The organism is Dehalobacter restrictus DSM 9455, from assembly GCF_000512895.1.
Taxonomy (GTDB): Bacteria; Bacillota; Desulfitobacteriia; order Desulfitobacteriales; family Syntrophobotulaceae; genus Dehalobacter; species Dehalobacter restrictus.
Map to the genome: position 1 here is coordinate 2,026,558 of NZ_CP007033.1, position 17,810 is coordinate 2,044,367.

The 17,810-nt window shown below is 40.1% G+C and carries 21 protein-coding genes and 1 riboswitch; of the genes, 3 read left to right on the forward strand and 18 right to left on the reverse strand.

Going from position 1 to position 17,810, the window contains the following annotated elements; genetic code table 11:
• Positions 1 to 29: 29 nt before the first annotated feature.
• Positions 30 to 209, reverse strand: a riboswitch (cobalamin riboswitch).
• Between the two features lie 57 nt (positions 210 to 266).
• From DEHRE_RS14435 to DEHRE_RS15330, 6 genes are all read right to left on the reverse strand, one after another.
• On the reverse strand, positions 267 to 467 hold the full coding sequence (locus tag DEHRE_RS14435) for an FmdB family zinc ribbon protein (protein WP_025205905.1): 201 nt from the start codon (positions 465 to 467) through the stop codon (positions 267 to 269).
• Positions 468 to 533: 66 nt separating this feature from the next.
• Positions 534 to 1,199 (reverse strand): Crp/Fnr family transcriptional regulator, encoded by a 666-nt coding sequence (locus tag DEHRE_RS09700; protein ID WP_015045244.1) that lies wholly within the window; start codon positions 1,197 to 1,199, stop codon positions 534 to 536.
• Between the two features lie 318 nt (positions 1,200 to 1,517).
• Complete coding sequence (locus tag DEHRE_RS09705; protein WP_242836931.1) at positions 1,518 to 2,669, reverse strand: FMN-binding protein; 1,152 nt, start codon at positions 2,667 to 2,669, stop codon at positions 1,518 to 1,520.
• Between the two features lie 311 nt (positions 2,670 to 2,980).
• Positions 2,981 to 3,286: a hypothetical protein gene (locus DEHRE_RS09710; protein ID WP_015045246.1), complete on the reverse strand. Its 306-nt coding sequence runs from the start codon at positions 3,284 to 3,286 to the stop codon at positions 2,981 to 2,983.
• 12 nt (positions 3,287 to 3,298) lie between these two features.
• Entirely contained in the window at positions 3,299 to 4,198 is a 900-nt protein-coding gene (locus DEHRE_RS15325; protein ID WP_242836932.1) for a reductive dehalogenase domain-containing protein, read from the reverse strand.
• Positions 4,198 to 4,839 carry a twin-arginine translocation signal domain-containing protein gene (locus DEHRE_RS15330; RefSeq protein ID WP_242836934.1) on the reverse strand — a complete coding sequence of 214 codons (642 nt, stop codon included), beginning with the start codon at positions 4,837 to 4,839 and terminating at the stop codon, positions 4,198 to 4,200. The genes DEHRE_RS15325 and DEHRE_RS15330 overlap by 1 nt, the downstream gene beginning before the upstream one ends.
• A 424-nt stretch (positions 4,840 to 5,263) precedes the next feature.
• Here DEHRE_RS15330 and DEHRE_RS09720 point away from each other — a divergent pair, with 424 nt between their 5' ends.
• Positions 5,264 to 6,775, forward strand: coding sequence for an IS5 family transposase (locus DEHRE_RS09720; RefSeq protein WP_025205907.1), 1,512 nt, complete (start codon positions 5,264 to 5,266; stop codon positions 6,773 to 6,775).
• Positions 6,776 to 6,911: 136 nt separating this feature from the next.
• Here the strand turns inward: DEHRE_RS09720 and DEHRE_RS09725 are convergent, their stop codons facing one another.
• Positions 6,912 to 7,286, reverse strand: a complete 375-nt coding sequence (locus DEHRE_RS09725) for a winged helix-turn-helix transcriptional regulator (RefSeq protein ID WP_141690688.1) — start codon at positions 7,284 to 7,286, stop codon at positions 6,912 to 6,914.
• A 126-nt stretch (positions 7,287 to 7,412) separates the two neighbouring features.
• Between DEHRE_RS09725 and DEHRE_RS09730 the strand changes: the two genes are divergently transcribed.
• Positions 7,413 to 7,718, forward strand: coding sequence for a pyridoxamine 5'-phosphate oxidase family protein (locus tag DEHRE_RS09730; protein ID WP_025205909.1), 306 nt, complete (start codon positions 7,413 to 7,415; stop codon positions 7,716 to 7,718).
• 309 nt (positions 7,719 to 8,027) lie between these two features.
• Here DEHRE_RS09730 and DEHRE_RS15015 read toward each other — a convergent pair whose 3' ends face one another.
• From DEHRE_RS15015 to DEHRE_RS09740, 3 genes are read right to left on the reverse strand one after another with little or no spacing between them, the layout of a single operon-like run.
• A complete protein-coding gene (locus DEHRE_RS15015) occupies positions 8,028 to 8,171 on the reverse strand; it encodes a hypothetical protein (RefSeq protein WP_015043201.1) in 144 nt (47 codons plus the stop codon).
• A 16-nt stretch (positions 8,172 to 8,187) separates the two neighbouring features.
• Positions 8,188 to 9,360: a uroporphyrinogen decarboxylase family protein gene (locus DEHRE_RS09735; protein WP_025205910.1), complete on the reverse strand. Its 1,173-nt coding sequence runs from the start codon at positions 9,358 to 9,360 to the stop codon at positions 8,188 to 8,190.
• Between the two features lie 3 nt (positions 9,361 to 9,363).
• On the reverse strand, positions 9,364 to 10,002 hold the full coding sequence (locus DEHRE_RS09740; protein ID WP_025205911.1) for a cobalamin B12-binding domain-containing protein: 639 nt from the start codon (positions 10,000 to 10,002) through the stop codon (positions 9,364 to 9,366).
• Between the two features lie 403 nt (positions 10,003 to 10,405).
• Between DEHRE_RS09740 and DEHRE_RS09745 the strand changes: the two genes are divergently transcribed.
• Positions 10,406 to 11,080, forward strand: coding sequence for a Crp/Fnr family transcriptional regulator (locus DEHRE_RS09745; RefSeq protein ID WP_021315177.1), 675 nt, complete (start codon positions 10,406 to 10,408; stop codon positions 11,078 to 11,080).
• An 11-nt stretch (positions 11,081 to 11,091) separates the two neighbouring features.
• Here DEHRE_RS09745 and DEHRE_RS09750 read toward each other — a convergent pair whose 3' ends face one another.
• The 8 genes from DEHRE_RS09750 to DEHRE_RS15490 all read right to left on the reverse strand — a co-directional run bounded on the left by DEHRE_RS09750 (position 11,092) and on the right by DEHRE_RS15490 (position 17,800).
• The gene (locus tag DEHRE_RS09750; RefSeq protein ID WP_021315175.1) at positions 11,092 to 11,298 is read right to left on the reverse strand and encodes a hypothetical protein; all 207 of its coding nucleotides are present in this window, start codon (positions 11,296 to 11,298) and stop codon (positions 11,092 to 11,094) included.
• Positions 11,299 to 11,326: 28 nt separating this feature from the next.
• Complete coding sequence (locus DEHRE_RS09755) at positions 11,327 to 12,505, reverse strand: FMN-binding protein (RefSeq protein ID WP_025205912.1); 1,179 nt, start codon at positions 12,503 to 12,505, stop codon at positions 11,327 to 11,329.
• A gap of 78 nt (positions 12,506 to 12,583) precedes the next feature.
• Entirely contained in the window at positions 12,584 to 13,987 is a 1,404-nt protein-coding gene (locus DEHRE_RS09760; protein ID WP_025205913.1) for a reductive dehalogenase, read from the reverse strand.
• A gap of 1 nt (position 13,988) precedes the next feature.
• Entirely contained in the window at positions 13,989 to 14,372 is a 384-nt protein-coding gene (locus DEHRE_RS09765) for a dehalogenase (protein WP_242836935.1), read from the reverse strand.
• Positions 14,373 to 14,564: 192 nt separating this feature from the next.
• Positions 14,565 to 15,263 (reverse strand): Crp/Fnr family transcriptional regulator, encoded by a 699-nt coding sequence (locus DEHRE_RS09770; RefSeq protein WP_025205916.1) that lies wholly within the window; start codon positions 15,261 to 15,263, stop codon positions 14,565 to 14,567.
• A 452-nt stretch (positions 15,264 to 15,715) separates the two neighbouring features.
• Positions 15,716 to 17,029 (reverse strand): reductive dehalogenase, encoded by a 1,314-nt coding sequence (locus DEHRE_RS09775; protein ID WP_025205917.1) that lies wholly within the window; start codon positions 17,027 to 17,029, stop codon positions 15,716 to 15,718.
• Positions 17,030 to 17,042: 13 nt separating this feature from the next.
• Positions 17,043 to 17,354 carry a hypothetical protein gene (locus tag DEHRE_RS09780; RefSeq protein WP_025205918.1) on the reverse strand — a complete coding sequence of 104 codons (312 nt, stop codon included), beginning with the start codon at positions 17,352 to 17,354 and terminating at the stop codon, positions 17,043 to 17,045.
• A 323-nt stretch (positions 17,355 to 17,677) separates the two neighbouring features.
• Complete coding sequence (locus DEHRE_RS15490; protein WP_282432024.1) at positions 17,678 to 17,800, reverse strand: hypothetical protein; 123 nt, start codon at positions 17,798 to 17,800, stop codon at positions 17,678 to 17,680.
• Between the last annotated feature and the right edge of the window lie 10 nt (positions 17,801 to 17,810).

The following is a 17,810-nucleotide window of genomic DNA, read 5'->3' on the forward strand; positions in this document are numbered from 1 at the left end:
TCCCTCAAACTGAAACTTTACCGTCGCTTCATTACGTATCTTTATTGGCAGGTCTTCTGACTCATAGTTTTAACCGACTTCTGTGCCTTCCCAATTTCTCAGTGGCATTGTACAGTCATCACAACTATTTACAGCGGTGGGTCCGTCCAGGATTTGCACCTGATTCCCTATTCTTCTCCATAAGAGACACCAAAAAGAATATATGATTATTACGTATTATTCTAAATGAAATTGGAGAAAAGTCAAGAGAAAAGATGGTGCAGATTTTAACATTTGCAGCCAGGACTACATTTCCCAGATGAACAGGCTTTACCACCTTTGACTCCATAGGCATTAACCGTTGTAAACCGCTGAGTTATATTATCATCAGTGCACTGCGGACATATTTGTTTGTCTCTTGAACTTACACTACAAAAAATTGAAAACTTGTGACCACACTTTTCGCAAATAAAGTCATAAGTTGGCATTTAATAACCTCCTAAAATATCATTTCTTCATCAATAATAAATTCATTTAGTCTAAATTGTAGATCTTTAAATATGTTTCTGCCAGTTTTTTAGGCGGCTATAATCCTGTATAATGATCCCTCCATATATTGGCCGTATAATGTTCTCAGATTTTAAGTCGCGAAATAATTTTGACACCGTTACTCTTGTTGTATCTGCAAGTTCAGCCAAATCTTGTTGATTGATAAACAGTTGCATCCCTTGTTGATCTGCAAGTGCACACAAAGTTTCGATAATTCTATGGTCTACTTTGTAAGTGTAATGTTTTTGCAGCCGACTTATGTGGTTATTACTTTTCATTGAAAGGTCGTAGAGCAACTCTTCAGTAAGCGTAAAATCAGACTTCATCAAACTTTTCATTTCCTGAATTGAAATTGCAGCTGCTACTGTGTCTTCTACAGCCGTAAATGAACCGAGAGGGGGAATACCGGTAAACAATGGAGCAATCATAAATAAATTATTTGCACCCAATACATCAATGAGAACCTCATTGCCTTCTTCGTCAACTTTCGAATATTCAACCGTCCCTGTAAAAATATATAATAGTTTCTCAATAGTGATGCCTTGTTTAATAATAATGCTTCCTTTGGGATATAACAATCTTTCTCTATGCGCAAAAACTTTCTTCCATCCATCTATTGGCGACCGGAATAATTTTGTGTGTTTCAGCCACGGTAGATCATTATCACTCATGATTACACTCCCTTGTACTTAGCCTTATACTTAGACTAATTAATATGTGAAAATGTAATTATGTTGTTTCCTTGTCTACCTAAATCTCCTGATAATTAGAGATATAGGCAGACAGAACTACCCTCATTTAATTATTTATTATTTTTTCTTCGTGGATACTGTATGCAGATAATGAACATGCTTTTTTTGCGTTATTTAATTCAACGCTGATGAATAGTTATAAAAGTTGTTTTATGTTGCTAAATAGTAAGACCATAACTAAAAATAAGATTGTCGCTGTCAAAGTACAGAAAAATACTTCCTTAGAGCCAAGGTTCCTCATAGTGTCCTTCCTTTATTCGTTAGAATACCTTGTTCCTGTTTCTTTTGGAAAAGGGAATTTACGAACCGTCTTGCTTTAATGATGATTTCATTGATCACCCCGACCGGACAAAAGTATAAACACCAAAATCTTCTGATAAACAGCGATACAACCAGGATAATGCTGAGCAGTATCCATTGCACACTCACACCCTGAAATCCGAACAGGACTCCAAAGGGCTCATAACTGCCACCTACACTCGGTGATTTAAAGCAAAAGCTTAAAATCAGCACGATCCAAACTAACATGTATTTAATTTTTTGCAGCCATGTTCCTATATTATGATTACATTTTAGTTTTCCGCCTCCGATTTTTGCCAGTATCTCCTGAATTCCTCCAAAAGGACATAACCAATAACAATATAGATTCTTTCCGCTTAAGAAAATAATTAATGGAATCCCGACGATCAAAATATACCAAAAAAGATTTTGTTTAAAAGCTGGGAAGAATCCCATTAATCCGCTGGCAATGTTTGCAAGTGAAATTGAGCAGTTAAACCAGAAACCTGTAAAAAATATACTGCATATAATAACTACCCAGCGCAGCTTATTGATTTTCAAACGCACTCCTATAATCGTTGCAAATATTAATAAAGCCAAACCTATTTCTTTAATCCCCAAATTAATATTCTCCGAAGGCTCAGAAATATTCAAGGCAAATTGGTTTCTACCCAGCCCATGACTAGCCTGGCGGACTGCATCGGTAATTCCTCTTGATGATAGCGTAGCACTGGTCACCTTGTCGATATCCCGTCCAATTTCCAGCGGTTCATCTACAGATTTACCTATAAATTGCTTCAGAAAATCCCCTCTCAAAACTGATTGAATATAGGATGGTGTTTCCGTAGCATACCCTACAACCCGAACTTTTAAAATGTTACCGTTGGGGTCTGTAGCCGTTAAAACAGATACAGGACCGCCATAGCCGCTTCCTTGGCCAAAAACTACGTATCCCTGCAGCGTATCCTGACCGTTGATATTCTTATAGCCTGCATAGGTCAGAGGATGAGTTTCAATTACTTCAAACTCCTGAGCATTGCTCAGCATTGAGGGTAAGAATTGCTGGACATCCATCTGTCTGCCCTTAAAACTAAACAATAATGCGATCATTAAAGATCCATAAAACATAAATAAGAACAGTTTTTTTAAATGAGCTTTAGACAAATTACACATCTCCCGGTATACCATCGTTTATTATATCCGCACTACGTGCCTTTCTCAGCACTTCCCACCTTAATTGAAACATAGTGCATATAGTTCCAAGTCTTGTTGGATCCGGCTACAAGAGTGTCCCTCAAATTTTCTTAAACTGCTAACCACGCTTTTACGACAAACGGTTTGACTGCCCAGCGATTATATTTTTGTTTTCTCTCTGGGCAGCAAACCATTCAGCCTTACCTTAAAACTGAGAACAAAAATAATTACATTTTAGATGCATTATCAATTATTTTTGCTTTCGGTACAGTAAAAAACCAACGCCAGATCCCGACTCCTGAAATTACAGTGATTGCAGTCAAAAAGACTCCGCCCATTAAAGCCGCACGAGACTCATTTTCACCGAGACTAGTGAAAATAAATATATCCGTTAAAAAGAGTAATAAAACCCACGCACAAACGACTAACCATTTCCACCAATTTAAGCTTTGACCACGTTGCTTCGACCATGAATACAACCAATACACAGCTACTGCTGTTCCCATTCCTGCAATGAACGAATAAAGGCTCATCCGCTATCCCTCCTATTTCTTAAAGATGCCTTCCGGTATTCCGTCAAAGAACATATCCGTTCTCATCCACCAAGGCACGTCTTTATAAGTCGCCCACGTCGGAGCATTATAATCGTCCTTTGACGGACTCGGATAAAAGCTCTTTTGCCCCCATAGCATGATTTGATGTGCTATTCCGGTTCGATCTCTTACAGCCAATTCACGGCTATACTTATGCAACGCATTGTCAAATCTGCGCCACGGACACACAGAATAACAAACACCACACATATGTCTGACGGGAACAGAAGCATAATAGTTCTGACATTTTTCTCTGTCTGACATCCAACGTACCACGCCATCGTCCTGCAGTTCGGGTTGTCCGCTTGGAATAGAGCCACCAGGACATTTTTCCGCGCAAATACCACACTTGTCGCAGAAATCCTTTAATCCCATGTTGATTGGCCGATCCGGCTCCATAGGAAGATTGGTCAGTACAACAGCCAATTTTACCGAGGGTCCAAATTCAGGTGTAACCAATATGCCGGGCCTTCCCATCTCACCTAATCCGGCATCAATTGCTAACGGTGTGGGTAAAAGTTCATCCCACCCTATAATTGGGTTTCCGTTATATCTGGCAGGATACCCCAAAGCTTTAATAAAACCCGTAAGTCTTGCAGCAGCAAGACCTGACCGCGTATATGCCTCAAATGGACTGTAAAAAAGCGGTGTTGCTTCTATTAAATTAGGTTCATGGGGTACAGCAATGACAATTGCATATTGCCACCAATCCGGGATGTCTATGGGACCACCTCTTACCCCTCTTGGCGTTATTGGATCGATTCCTACCGCAGCTAAAATTGGAAGCATCCTAGGGTCCACGCCACCACCCCAGCCCAAGATCCACCTCGGATTGACTTTCGTAATACCCACTAAAGTCCCACCAAAGAGGCCTGCCATTTTTTAATAAGTTTGCTTGTTTCTTTTGGATCCTTAACTTTTAATGGTTCTTTGATTACACCCTTAAAGTCCCACTCTTTTGGGTCCCCTACTAAGGGAGCAAGCATGCTGGTCCAAGCCTTGTTCCATGCAGTTGCAATCCCCCACATATCCTTATTCATTTTTTTCTCTTCTTCAGCGAGGTTCGGAAGAAGTTTGGTGAACCATGCTCTATCGCTTTCCAGTTTATCAGGATGCTTTGCGTAATATTCCTTCAATCTGGGCATTAAATTTTCTTCGCCTTTTTTGCTTAATAAGGCATCTTCCTGATAGTACAGACGACGAAAGGTTGGCGAATCAACGTCTTGATCCACACGATTGACTGGTCCTTTAATCTCATAACCAGGCTTATCTACTCTAAATGGCTCACGATTAAAATATACTTCCCCTTGTTCTGATTCCCATCCCATCATCGTATCAATGGACTTTGCATCACCAAAGCTGCTGGCAGCAATTCCCCCGAGTGCCGCTACCCCTCCAGCAAGCCCGGCAAATTTAAATAAAGAACGTCTGCTGATCTGAACAGATTTAATCTTGTCTGCTACCGAGCCATTTTCTAACTGGTTATTTTCCATCCTGTTCACTCCATTCCAATTTGTGAAAATAAAAAAGATAATGTTAAAAGTCCCTTAGATGCTAAACATTTGCGCTATGAAGTTCTGGTTTTTTTAGACTTGTGAGTCTATACCTTTCCTCCTTTACTTTAAAATACAGATCATATCTTAAACACGAGCGCTCGTATTCAGTGTATAGCAGTCAACTTTTTGTGTATGTTAAACAAATACTTTTCTGAATATTCAGAAAAGTAAAAGTAAAACTAGCTTTGATCAAATGATGTATTCCTTTAGGATAAGCCCCATTCTGACAACCCTAAGTAGGGGCTGCTGAATAACGGTAAAATCAGCATAAACACTGGGTTTTAACCCCGACTTTTGGTAAAATAGTACATGTAAACATAAATATTATGTTAAAAAACCTTGCACTTGGGAGCGTGTTTTCATGTACAAACCTACCGAACAGCAGATTACATTTCCGCACGAATTCTTTCTGCCTTTTGGCGGGAACTTAAACCCGGACAATAAATGGTGTAAGCTCGCATTAATGATCCCCTGGGCCGAAGTTGAGAAGAAGTATGCCAGAAGTTTTCCTGTCAGTCGCGGACAAAAAGCCTATTCGGTGCGTTTGGCACTCGGATCTCTGATCATTCAAAATGTGAAATCATTATCTGACCGTGACACGGTCGAAGAGATCACAGAAAATCCGTACATGCAATATTTCATTGGCCTAAGTGCATTTGTAGATAAACCGCCATTCAATCATTCACTCATGACCCATTTCCGCAAACGTTTGGACAAGGATATTATCAACGAAATCAACGAGATTACTAGCAGACTAGCCGGAGAACATGAATATCCAGAAAACCCAGATGACCTAGATGACCCAGATGACTCAGATGGCTCAGACGACACCCCTCCTTCTGATGGTGAAGACTCTGATGATACAGGACAAGAAGAGAAAACGAATGAAGAACCTTCAGAAACCAAGAACTCAGGCAAGCTGATCCTGGATGCAACCTGCACCCCTGCGGATATTCACTATCCTACAGATATCTGGCTTTTGAACACAACCCGGCAGGCTTTGGAAGAAATCATTGATGTACTGCATGCACCGCATGCCGGGATTCTCAAGAAACCCAGATCCTACCGTCGCAATGCACGCAAAAGCTATCTGAACATTGATAAAAAGAAACATAAGACTGCTAAGATGATCCGCAAAGGAATCGGAGGACAGCTGCGATATATTCGACGGGATCTGAAAAACATTAAGACTCTTGCTGAAAAAAGTTCGCTGACTCTCTTAACTAAACGCCAATACCGCAATCTGCTCGTCAGTCAAGAAATCTACCGGCAACAGCTGGAAATGTACAAACAGGGTAAACATTCGGTAGAAGATCGCATCGTCAGCCTGCATATGCCTTTTGTCAGACCCATAGTACGAGGCAAGTCAAACGCAGATGTAGAATTTGGAGCTAAGCTTGCCATCAGTGTTGTGAACGGATTCAGTTATATGGAGAGCTTGAGCTTTGACGCTTTCAATGAAAGCAAGACACTCATGCAATCGGTTGAAAACTACTACCAAAGGTATGGTTTTTATCCAGAAGCCGTGATGGCAGACAAGATCTACCGGAACAGAGATAACCTTAACTACTGCAAGAAACTGGGCATTCGATTGAGCGGTCCACCGCTCGGCAGACCAGCCAAAGATCAGGAACTATTAAGAGAACAAAAGAAACAAGAACGGCTGGATGCTGGAATACGAAACGCTGTTGAAGGAAAATTCGGAGAAGGTAAGCGGTTTTATGGGCTCGGACGTATCATGGCACGTCTCAAAGAAACCAGTGAGACTGTTATCGCCATGCAGCTGTTGGTAATGAACCTGGAGCGCAGGCTCCGGATTCTTATACTCAATTTTATTAGAGAGAATTTCGGGCTGATCAGGTTAGCTTATTGAGAAAATAACATCCTGTTCAGCAGCCCCTAAGTATTTTTGTATAATGCAAACAAAGGAGCAATAGACTATTTCAGACTAATGCTCCCCAAAATATTCGCCTTATTATTTTATACAACATATATTATCGGGGCATTTCTTAGTTTTTGTTCAATGTGTATTCAGACTCTTGAACCTGAATTCCCCAATGTGCGAGTTGTTTTAGAATCGGCATCAGGTCACTGCAAAGGTCCGTCAATGCATATTCAACCCTCACCGGCATCTCCATATATTGTTTACGGCAGATAAGACCGTCTTCTTCCAATTCCTTCAATGAGCTCGCTAACATGGTATTTGTTATGCCTCTAATCTTACGTTTCAGTTCATTATACCTTGTTATCCCGTCTTGATTAAGCGCGCATAAAATAGGCACTTTCCATTTTCCGCCTATTAACCTTAGTGCGCTTCCCAATGGACAATCCTCCATACATGGGCAGTTATCTCTGCATGCGCTGTTGTTTTGATCGTTTTTCATAGTCAGTTTTTCCTTACCTACTCATCATTTTCTGCGTACTTGAAAAATAAAATCCAGGTGGTAATATTGTACTAGGTAGCAAAACTAAAGTAAAGACTATCAAAAAAATACTAAGGAGATGGCGAGATGGTTATTAATGAAGGGGTCAAAGCAGTCATTGAGGGTTCGGCCTTTCTCTCTCTTGTCACACTGGGTGCAGATGGCATTCCTCACCCAATTATTGTTGGCAAAGGCGAAGTTGTCGGTGACACAGTAGTCTTCGGCATTTACAAAATGGACGTAACACAACAGAATTTAGCAGCTGACAAAAACATATGGGTTGTTGCAGCCACAATGGACGGTGGTCCTAAAGGCTATCGTCTCAATGGTACAGCTGAGGTCAAGGATAAACAGCTTATTTTTACCCCAGCAGAAGTCGATGCTCTGATATAGACCTTCTTTCTAGGAGCTATTGACACTAATGTAAATAAATTAAGGTAATATGAGTCCCATCTCTAACGCTTCAATATTATTTTGAGGCGTTTTCCTTTTTTCTCGGGCAGCGCAGACGCATACAAGATACTCCGCAGGATACTCCACTCACAACGTTCTCGCAGCTACAATATTTGAAGTGATAAAAAGCCAGGATTTTCTCCTGGCTCGAGACTGTAGTAATCTTCTATGACATTAAATAAAACAGCCTGAAATTGACCTATTAACTTATTTCGGTTATTTTTTCTTAGTTTCCCTTATTCTCCTTGTTTAAAAGAGCGCCAGAAAAGTTACATAGGCGAAAATCATTTCCTGTCCGATATCCCAATTCATACCCATCGCAGGATCTTTGTCTGCGAGCTCCGGATGCTCTTTTACGATATCACTCCAAGAGATCAACAATTGTTCTTCCACCGTGAAGCACCTCCTATTAATAAATACCATACTCCATGACAAACTTGTTTACGGCGATGATATTTTCCGCCTTGCCGTCAGCTGCCGAAAGAAGTTCCTTATCGGTAGAGAAAATATATCCTCCGCCAGGAGCCAGATCATCCAATAATTCTTTCGCTTTAGTAATACATTCTTCCTTCGTGCCATATTGTAACAACGTTAACGGAAAAAGACCTAGTATACACATGGTATTTCCAAGCTTTTGTTTAAGCTCTTTAGGATCTCCGTGTTCGAACCATCCCAGTGTTTTTTTGACAGGTAATTCTTGAAGATGATCATAGTATCTTGACCAATCTCCTTCATAGAATGGCATTGGAATTACTCCATTAGCAACGAAGGCCTCGATAATCGTTTTAAACATAGGCCAGTAAAATTTATCAAAATCTGCTGTTTTAAGCATAGTAGGCAAATGTAAAGGAAGTAGGATGATTTTGGGGTTTGCTTTCGGTGGTGTTGAAAACATCTGACCCATTCCAAACCTTATTACTAACGGAGTAAGTGCCTGCGCAGCCTCAAGCAATTCTTCAGGCCGACGACGCATATCCATAAATGCGCCTTTAATACCCCGGAAGAAATCGGCAATCCAATCTAATGGCATTATTGCTAAACCATCAAATAGCATAGGTATTCCATACTGGGTTATTAGATTAGCCTCTGCAGCTCCCTTTTTCGCTCCATACATACCAAATTGCATAGCGCCTTTTGCTAGTGCTAAATCCTTTGCAGGTGAATCTTTTGCCAATTCCGAATATTTCCGCGGCAAAACTTTTTCCACCATGAACCTAAATGGGTCTTTAATGAATTCAGGATATTCTTCGCTAGTCATTACTTCCGCATTCTCATCTGAATATTGAACAATGTTGCTTTCATTCAAATAATGAAAAGATTTACTGCCCAAAGCCTGATACATGCCACCGGGTCTGGCGTAAAACATGTGCAAGACGTCCATCGGTATGTCGTTAACTACTTTTAGAAGGGACTTACTGCATTTATCCAAATCCCAGTTGGATTCGGAGTCAGTGTACCCTGCATAGTAGGAAGACCATGTTCCAAGAGCGGAAGAGATCGGAACGCGATCCGGTTGTTCTAGATTAATGGCTTTGTAAACTCTTTCTACACGTTTTTGGTAAAGGTTCATTATTTCACTCATCGATCAACCCACCCATCTTTGGCATATTTTGACACCTTCAGCGGCGTTTGTCGAAAAGGCGTCCGCCCCTATGCTTTGACATACATTCTCATTAACGGGTACGCCGCCGATAATCACCTTGACTGAATTTCTAAGGCCCGCATTGTTCAGTCCATCAACTGTTTCTTTCATACTATCCAGCGCTAAGGTCAGTACGCCGCTTAAGCCGACAATATCAGGGTTAACTTCTTTAACCTTGTCCACGATCTGGCTGACCGGAACATTGATCCCCAGGTCGATTACCTCAAAATTTGCGGCTTCAACCATGGATCTGAAAATATTTTTACCTATGTCATGAAGATCTCCGAAAACAGTAGCCAGGACAATCATTCCGCCTTTTGCTGAGGAATCTGCACTTAAAGCCGGTTTGAGCTTGTCCATTACACTTTGCAACACTTCCCCGGCAAAGACCAAGTCTCCGATAAAGTACTCGCCCGAATCATAGCGTTCACCTACGAGCGTCATACCTTGCTGACAGGCCTTAACAACTTCTTGAACTTCTGCAGTATTGTCGTCTTTGCTTAGCGCTTCATCAATCGCCTTGTTTAACACGTCTTCGTCCAAATCGGACATCGCTTGAGTCAGGACTTTTAAATCCACCACTTCAAATCATCCTCCTTAAAATTGTTTTCTTCTAGCTCGGTTCTACATCTTTAGTCTGAGATAATTCTGCTGTCTATACAGGTTAATATATCATAGTTAAAATTTAATAAATCTTAGCGCTTACTAAGGGTATAATTTATATATTTTAAATTTTCAAAATTATTTACCGTATTATTTATACAACAGTTTCTACCCAAATTGTGGATTATTTTTATTGGCATAACAAATAATAACAAATAATATTTATATTATTTGGAGATGCTTTAATTACCCTTATTTTCTGACGATTCTTTTGTTTTGCTTTTCTGATAATCAAAAACAGAGTGTGTCTTGATTCACATATCTCCAGAAACAGAAATGATATGATAGGGTATAGGGGAATCTGTATGCGGAGGTGATTGCAGTGTTTGACTATTCTATTTTCCCATGGGAACCTTCATCTAAAGAATTATTTGATTTTATGAAGACGAATGGTCAACGTTTTACTGTAAGCAAAGGAGAAAGAGTCATAAATACCGGTGAACAAATAAACTACATCCAGTGTGTCGAAAAAGGAACATTGAAGACTATGATGTTAAGTAAAGATGGAAGACAAAGAACAGTGAGTATTATTCAAGCCGGAGGACTTTACGGTTTAGTTCCCGTACTTTTGGAAGTAAAATCTTCTCCCCTTGAGATAAGGGCTTGTGAAGACAGCACAATTTGTTATATCACCAAAAATCAATTCTTTGAAAAAATTAATGCTAACCCCATCTTGGCCTTTATTTTTATGAACTACTTGAGTAATTACGCTATTGCACTTGTAGAAAATTTTGAATCTCTTTGGTTTTTTAATCCAAGACAGCGCTTTTTACTATTCTTACGTAATCTTTATTCACTCAATCACTTGGAATATGATCATTGGTATAAAGCCCCTTACATCCTTACTCATCAGGAAATTGCCGAATCTATTGGTGCTACGCGTGAATTTGTTACGAAACAATTCTCTGATTTAAAGAACAAAGGTATGATCAAAGTCATCGATCGGAATATCTATTTCCCTAAAGACTTCAAATCATGGGTTGAATCCCAATTATAAACTGGCCTCATTTATTCTACTGCAAAGTTATGCATATCAATATTTTCTGGAATCTCAGGCTCCTGAGGAGTTTGGGATTCCATATTAATTTTCTGAGGATTCAAGTCTGTAGCAGAATTAGAATCTATGTTCTGCCAAAAGGTCAGACTGATTATTACAAGGGTAACAACACATAAAGCATGATTTAGGATATCACCAATATTGTATTTATTATTCATTTTCTCCCTCTCGTTGATTTAATTACACCTACTCGGTTTTATTCATCGGCATTTGGTGCTGGGTAACTTTCTCAGGTGAGTGCACCAGTTTTCCGAGTCTACGCCTGACTTTGGCGCAAATATCCAAAAAAGCACCTACCGGACAGAAGCAATCGCACCAGAATCGATAGATAAAGATGGACGCTGTCATAATCACAAGCAATAATAGCCAATTAAGAAAAGTCCCTGTAAGACCAAACAACGTGCCAAATGGTTCATAACTGCCAATAGCCGGGTTCCGGTACAGGAAAGTTAAAAGTAAGCCAGACCACAACAGTATCTTAGGCAATAATCTCAGGAGCTGATTAGATACCCTTCGGCACTTGCTGCGACCTCTTACCATACTTGTTAATTCTTGTACCCCCCCGAAAGGACACAGCCAGTAACAGTATAGGTTGCGTCCTGAAAAAAGAGCGATTCCTAAACCACCTAGTACGATTACATACCAAATCATATTACTGTGTATAGGGGGCCAATACCCCATCAATAATGCCGAGATAGAAGATAAGGATATCTGGATCTTAAGCCAGAATCCAAAGATAATGACTGCAGCAAGTAAAGTAATATACCGCATTTTGGACTTTTTCCACACCAAGCTTAGGACCCATACGGCTAAAAGCAGAATGATTGCGCTTGCTTCCGCTAACCCAAACTTCCAGGATTCCGGCTTTTCCGATATGCTTAGACCAAGTTGATTGACTGCCACTTCGTGACTTCCCTGTCGTACAGCATTGGCGATAGCCCTGGAACTTACCGTGGCCCCGGTGACGTAATCAATGTCAGCACCCAGTTCAATCGGATCATTTGCTTTTATGTTCTTAAACTGATCCAGAAATTTTGCCTTTAAGACTTTGTTCAAAAAACTAGGCGTCTCTCTGCTCTCCACAACCACAACCTGTTGGATCTCCCCCAGCGGATCAATTACTGCAGCTACCTTCATTGGCCCGCCGTAACCATTGGCCTCTCCAAATACGACATAATAATGTTCCTTGCCGTTGCTTTGATCCGTTTTAAAAGTTGGAGGGTTGTTACTTATTTTTTCAAAGTTTGTTTGTGGCAAAACCTGTTTCATGTAAAGGAGTTCATCCTTCTCTGCTGCCATATTGGAATATGCCAAAGCCCCAATCAATATAGCAACCGCAACAACTATCATTATGCGTTTTAACATTATTGCATCCTCCAGGAAGTTTGACTTATAATGATATGCCGGCTCCCGCTTGAGAGCCGGCAATTTTTTTAGTTATACTTACTTCTTCGTACTTCTTGGAAAGAATTTATTAGGATCCTGCGCCCACCAGCTTGCCACATCTTTGGGTTCTGAATAGCCTAACATTTTTTCCATCTTGACAAGCGTGGACCCTAGCGTCGGCGCCAAATGCGCTGCTAACTTATGCATTTCGGTTTTGGGTTTATTGTACGGACAATAATGAACACAGTTACCACAAGCACTTATGTTGTGATCATCCCAATACGCTTTGCATTTACAAGCATCGAACGGCCACTTTTTAACACCATAATTTGTAGTGGAATATACGGCTTCGGAAGTACGATTATTATCCTTGGAAATAGATCCTGAAGGACAATTTTCGGCGCAAAGCCCACAGGTCTCACAGAACTTGGTCACTCCCATATCTATGGGTTTATCCGGCTGGATAGGCATGTCGGTGATAACACCGCAAATACGCAGACGAGGTCCAAAGTCCGGGTTGATGAGCAGACCATTCCTTCCCATTTCCCCCAGCCCTGCATCGACAGCCATTGGAATTCCCAATCCTGGTCCATAACTGCCAAATGGCCAAGCACGGTAACCCATATAATTAATAAAGAGAGCCAAGTGCATAATCAAGAATTTATCAAAGCTGTACGCCCGATACGTTTCAGCTATCTCAACACAAGAAAGGGTTCGCTGGTAAGCCTCGTAGTCCATTTCAATACCACAGACGATGACGTTATTCATCTCTTGAGGCAATTCATCATCGACGTGCGGCATTTGTAATTTTTTTCTTTCTTCGGGTGTCATCACCGGTCCCAACAGGCCTTTTTCAAGACCAAACACTTTTGTAAATAAGTCTTTGGCATCCGTCTTCCAATTCTCAACGTGATACCGGTGACTATAAAGCCAATCTCTATTAAGCTTACATGTCCCCACAACGCTTGCGCCAAAATGCTTAGCGGCCATTTTCACAGTCTGGGCTGCTTCTTCCGGAGTCGTCGTGTATGGTTGTGTTAATCCTGGAGGCAGTTCTGGCTCCCACAGATGCGACGCAGCAAAGCTGCCGATTTTAAACATCAGCGCGGAACTCATAAATAATGACAGATCACGATGATCAAACCCAGGTTTTGGTGTACCGGTAGCGATATTTCTTAAAGTATCATGAAAGGCTGTCATCCCTTGCGGGCCAAACATATAAAACGACTGGCTTTCATCCCAATACCCGCGGGAATGAGCGTTATTTCTATTATCAAATCGCCCGACTTCACCTTCAACCTCATAAGGCGGTTTATCCACTCTGGGGTATTCCAGCGCACTCGCAGCACCGTCTCCGATCAACTTTTCTCTTGCTCCGGGCGTAAGTGTCAATAAACTGGTCAGAGCTCCCGTCAGTGCAGTACTTTTTAGAAAGGACCGTCTGCTAAGTTTTTTAGACATATTATGCTTTTTCTCCTTTCGTTAACTTGGCAATAATGTTTTTTCTAAAGAATTTGCTGACCAATAATTGAGCAACAGCAACAATAACGATCCCAATAATACCCATTAAGAATAATCCGACTATTCCGGCTTTGGGTTGCCCCTCCCATACTCCCATGTAGAGCCAATATACGAGAAAATCTACATAGAGTGTAACAAATATTGATAATACCCAGTTCCAGATGCCGAACTTGCGGTTCTTCTTTTCCACAGACTTTTTGTATAATTGAATAAGCAATACCGTAGCAAGACCCAAAATATATGCGATAATTCCACCCATACTATCGACCACGTCTCCCTTCTTCTCTACTTTTCCTTTTCTTTGTAATTTTTGCTTTTTTACCAATTTTTTTGTGACCTGAACCTAAATATCCCCTCCTTGTAAATACTTTTTTCAACTTCATACGTCATCCGCTTCATAATATAAAGCATAATGTTAGAATTTTCTGTGTTACGATACACATAACAAGAAGCCCACTCAAAAGTATAATCTTGAGTGGGCCCTGGCTTGTATTTTTTTACCATCAACAATCCAAAGTTAGTACTTTAAAACTTCATTAATCATAGAAGCTAATTTTGAAAGATTGTAAATGTAAATCTTATCTTTTGTTTTTTTGAGTATTCTCTGCTCTTCTAGCATTTTAAACAGTTTACTCACTGAAACATAATGAGTTCCAGTAATGTCTCCAATAGTTTTTTGCGTTAGTTTGGTGTTTATAATGTAATAATTGTCCACAAGCTTTCCTTCAGAGATACAGAGATTATATATAAACCGTAATATTCTGCTTGACGGCCGGTAATAACTTAAATCCCTTGTTTTAGCCATAAGACAATAAGACTTATCAAGAATATTTTGAATAACTTCCAGAAGTACCTGTTTATCCTCATTAAATATTTCCAGAATATCTTCAAGCGCAAAAAAGTAAACCGTACTTTTTCTGATCGCATAAACCTGAACTTCGCTATTGTCTTCATTTGAATTGATTGTTGCCCCGATCGTTTTTTCATTAACATGAAAAAGAAATTTGGTACAGCCATCATCTGAACCAATGCTTACACCCAGGCATCCGGACTTGACATAAAGAATAGAATTAGCATTTTTACCCTGAGCTTGAACAATTGCTCCTTTAGGAAATATACGTTTATGTGCCAGATGCAAGTACTTCTCTAGTCTTTCAATTTTTTCAAAATTCTCAAGCATATAAGGTCGGGGAATTTGCTTCTTATTATCATCCATTATCTAATTCCTCCTTTTGCATATACTAATATCCTTTATCGATTCTTATGCTAAGATTAGATTTAGCAGGAGTTTAATAAAAGTTATAACATTAGTCTTGAATAATACAAAAGATTAGATAATTATATTTTTTTACCTGCTTAAACAAATAAAAAATTGGATCAAAACATAGTTTATCAGAAATTATCTTATTTTAAAGAGTTTGTCAATTATTAGAAGAAGAAATTAATATAAAAGATTATATCTTTTATATTGTGTATTGGTAACATAAATTATGAATATATCGTTTATGAATATATCGTTCAGGTCTATTAATTTTTTTTACATAGCAATTTGTCTCTGATAACATTCGGATATAACAACTTAGGACTATTCCACTATTATATCCAAAATACTACCAGAGACATATGCATTTCTTATTAAATTCTTTTTTAATTTACAAACTCAATGAGTTAATAACGTTCAGGCCACTCTAACCACCATTTGAACTTCTCGACCTGTTCTGTACCATAGCCAAACATATCATCAACCTGTTTGAGCAAATTTGAAGCAGTTTCCCCTTTACTACCGATAAATGTGCCGGCCTGATGGAACCAGGAGTCTTCTTTGGAATTCCATGGACATACCTTCATGCAGAGTCCGCACATGGATCCTTCTTTATTGGTTACACGGAATTCAACGCATTTCTTAATGTCAGTCTGCCAACGCAAAATACCATTCTTTTCAATATAATCCTCGTCTTGGGTAATCGCTCCCGAAGGACAATTATCGGCACATTTTTTGCACACCCTGCAGAAATCCTGAGCGCCGAAATCAATTGGCCTATCTGGAGCTAGCGGCAAGTCTGTGGTCACAGCGGCAGCTTTGGTGCGGAATCCAAGTGTCGGGTGAGCCATACAGTCACCTGTCCTTGTCATCTCTCCCATTCCTGCGGATACCATACATGGAGCCAGGATCAAGGCATAATTGGAAAAATGATGCGCTCTGGCATTGTAACCAAGATTACGGATATAGTTTGCCAAGATTACCGAAATAACGGCAGTTGCATGGTAAGAACGGAATGATTGGGAACCGCTGATGCCGTCATAGCCGGTAGATGCCATCAGGGTCTCCAGGTGCTGATCAACCATGACAACGATGACATAAGGCAGGTTCTCTGTAACAGGCACTGATTTGGACAAGTCATCTTTCATCATATCTTCAAGAGGAGGCGCCTTGAACTCATAGTATGCAAATGAAGGCATTTTACCAATACCGACCTCGTCAGCCCTTAAGAAATAGGCGCAGTCTTTGATATGCTGGGACATCTGTTCAGGGTCAGGAATAGCCAATTTTTCGGGGGCGGGTTTTCCAGATACCATCGGAGCTAAGCTTAAAGTAAACTTGGCTAAAGCATCTCCCAAAGGATACTTTGAAGCAGCATGGTAATATAAGTTCGCCTTAAAAGCTGCCTCAGAAACCTTATGGCGGAAAACCAAGTTGAATCCTTGATTTGCCTCATGGAATCTTTTTATAGGGCCAACAATCTTGGTTGTGCCCAACCATTGGTCGTTAAAATCAGCCATTTTAACTGAGGCCATGCCGTAATTCGTCGGATGAAGCTTCGACTGTCCTCCGGAGTTTGACACCGTCTCGGCGGCTTGCACCGGCAAAGCATTTGTCATACCAAGAACACCCATGGAAATAGCTGAGGCTGCTCCTGCCTTTAAAAAATTACGTCGGTTTATCCTTAACTCCTGCTTTCCTTCTTGTTTTTCAATAGACATCCTTTTCACCTCTTTAAGCTTCTAAGCTTGTATTTGCTTTTTTCTGTTGTTTACCCAAAAATCCTAAGAGTCTTGCTAAGACTACCGCTAGTACAACTGAAATACCTAAAAACAAAAAGATTGCTGTACTTGTTGCTTTGACATGCCCTACGCTCGCATTAATATAAATGAAAGAAATCCCCATCCAAGTAATTGCATACCATGCAACATATAAAACCCAATTAAGAATAGTTTTCCATCTTTTGTCCGTATTTGCTCTAGGTTTAATAAATAGTAGGCCGGCTAAAAAAAGAACACCCGCTAGAAACACCAAAAATGTACCCATATTTCTCCTCCTTTATTTTTTATTAGCGGCTTCCGCAATTGCCCTAATTCCGGAAACCACAACTTCCAATTAAATATAGCACTTATTATAAAAAAAACGCTTAGTATTTTTTAAGCGTTTTTGATTAAAATTTCATAATCCCCAGGGGGGATGACCGCTTGGGAAAAACTAAGATTCGAATCCGGATTCGAATCTGGCAAGCCACTTTCCCCACTCCCAAAAGAAAAGACGCCATTTTGATTGACGTCCTTCATTGGGGCTAAGTTGTGATACTGCTGCCCCTAGTAGTGATATAACATTTTTACTTCTTGGTAACGTCAGACCTATGAAAAAAGCATTACGATCGTCAAAGCCAATTCAACCCCGTCTTTTTCCTGATCTGAATTAAGAAACTGTGATAAAATTCTTTCCCTTGCCATTTTAAAGATCATTTCCATGTCACTCATCTTAAGAACA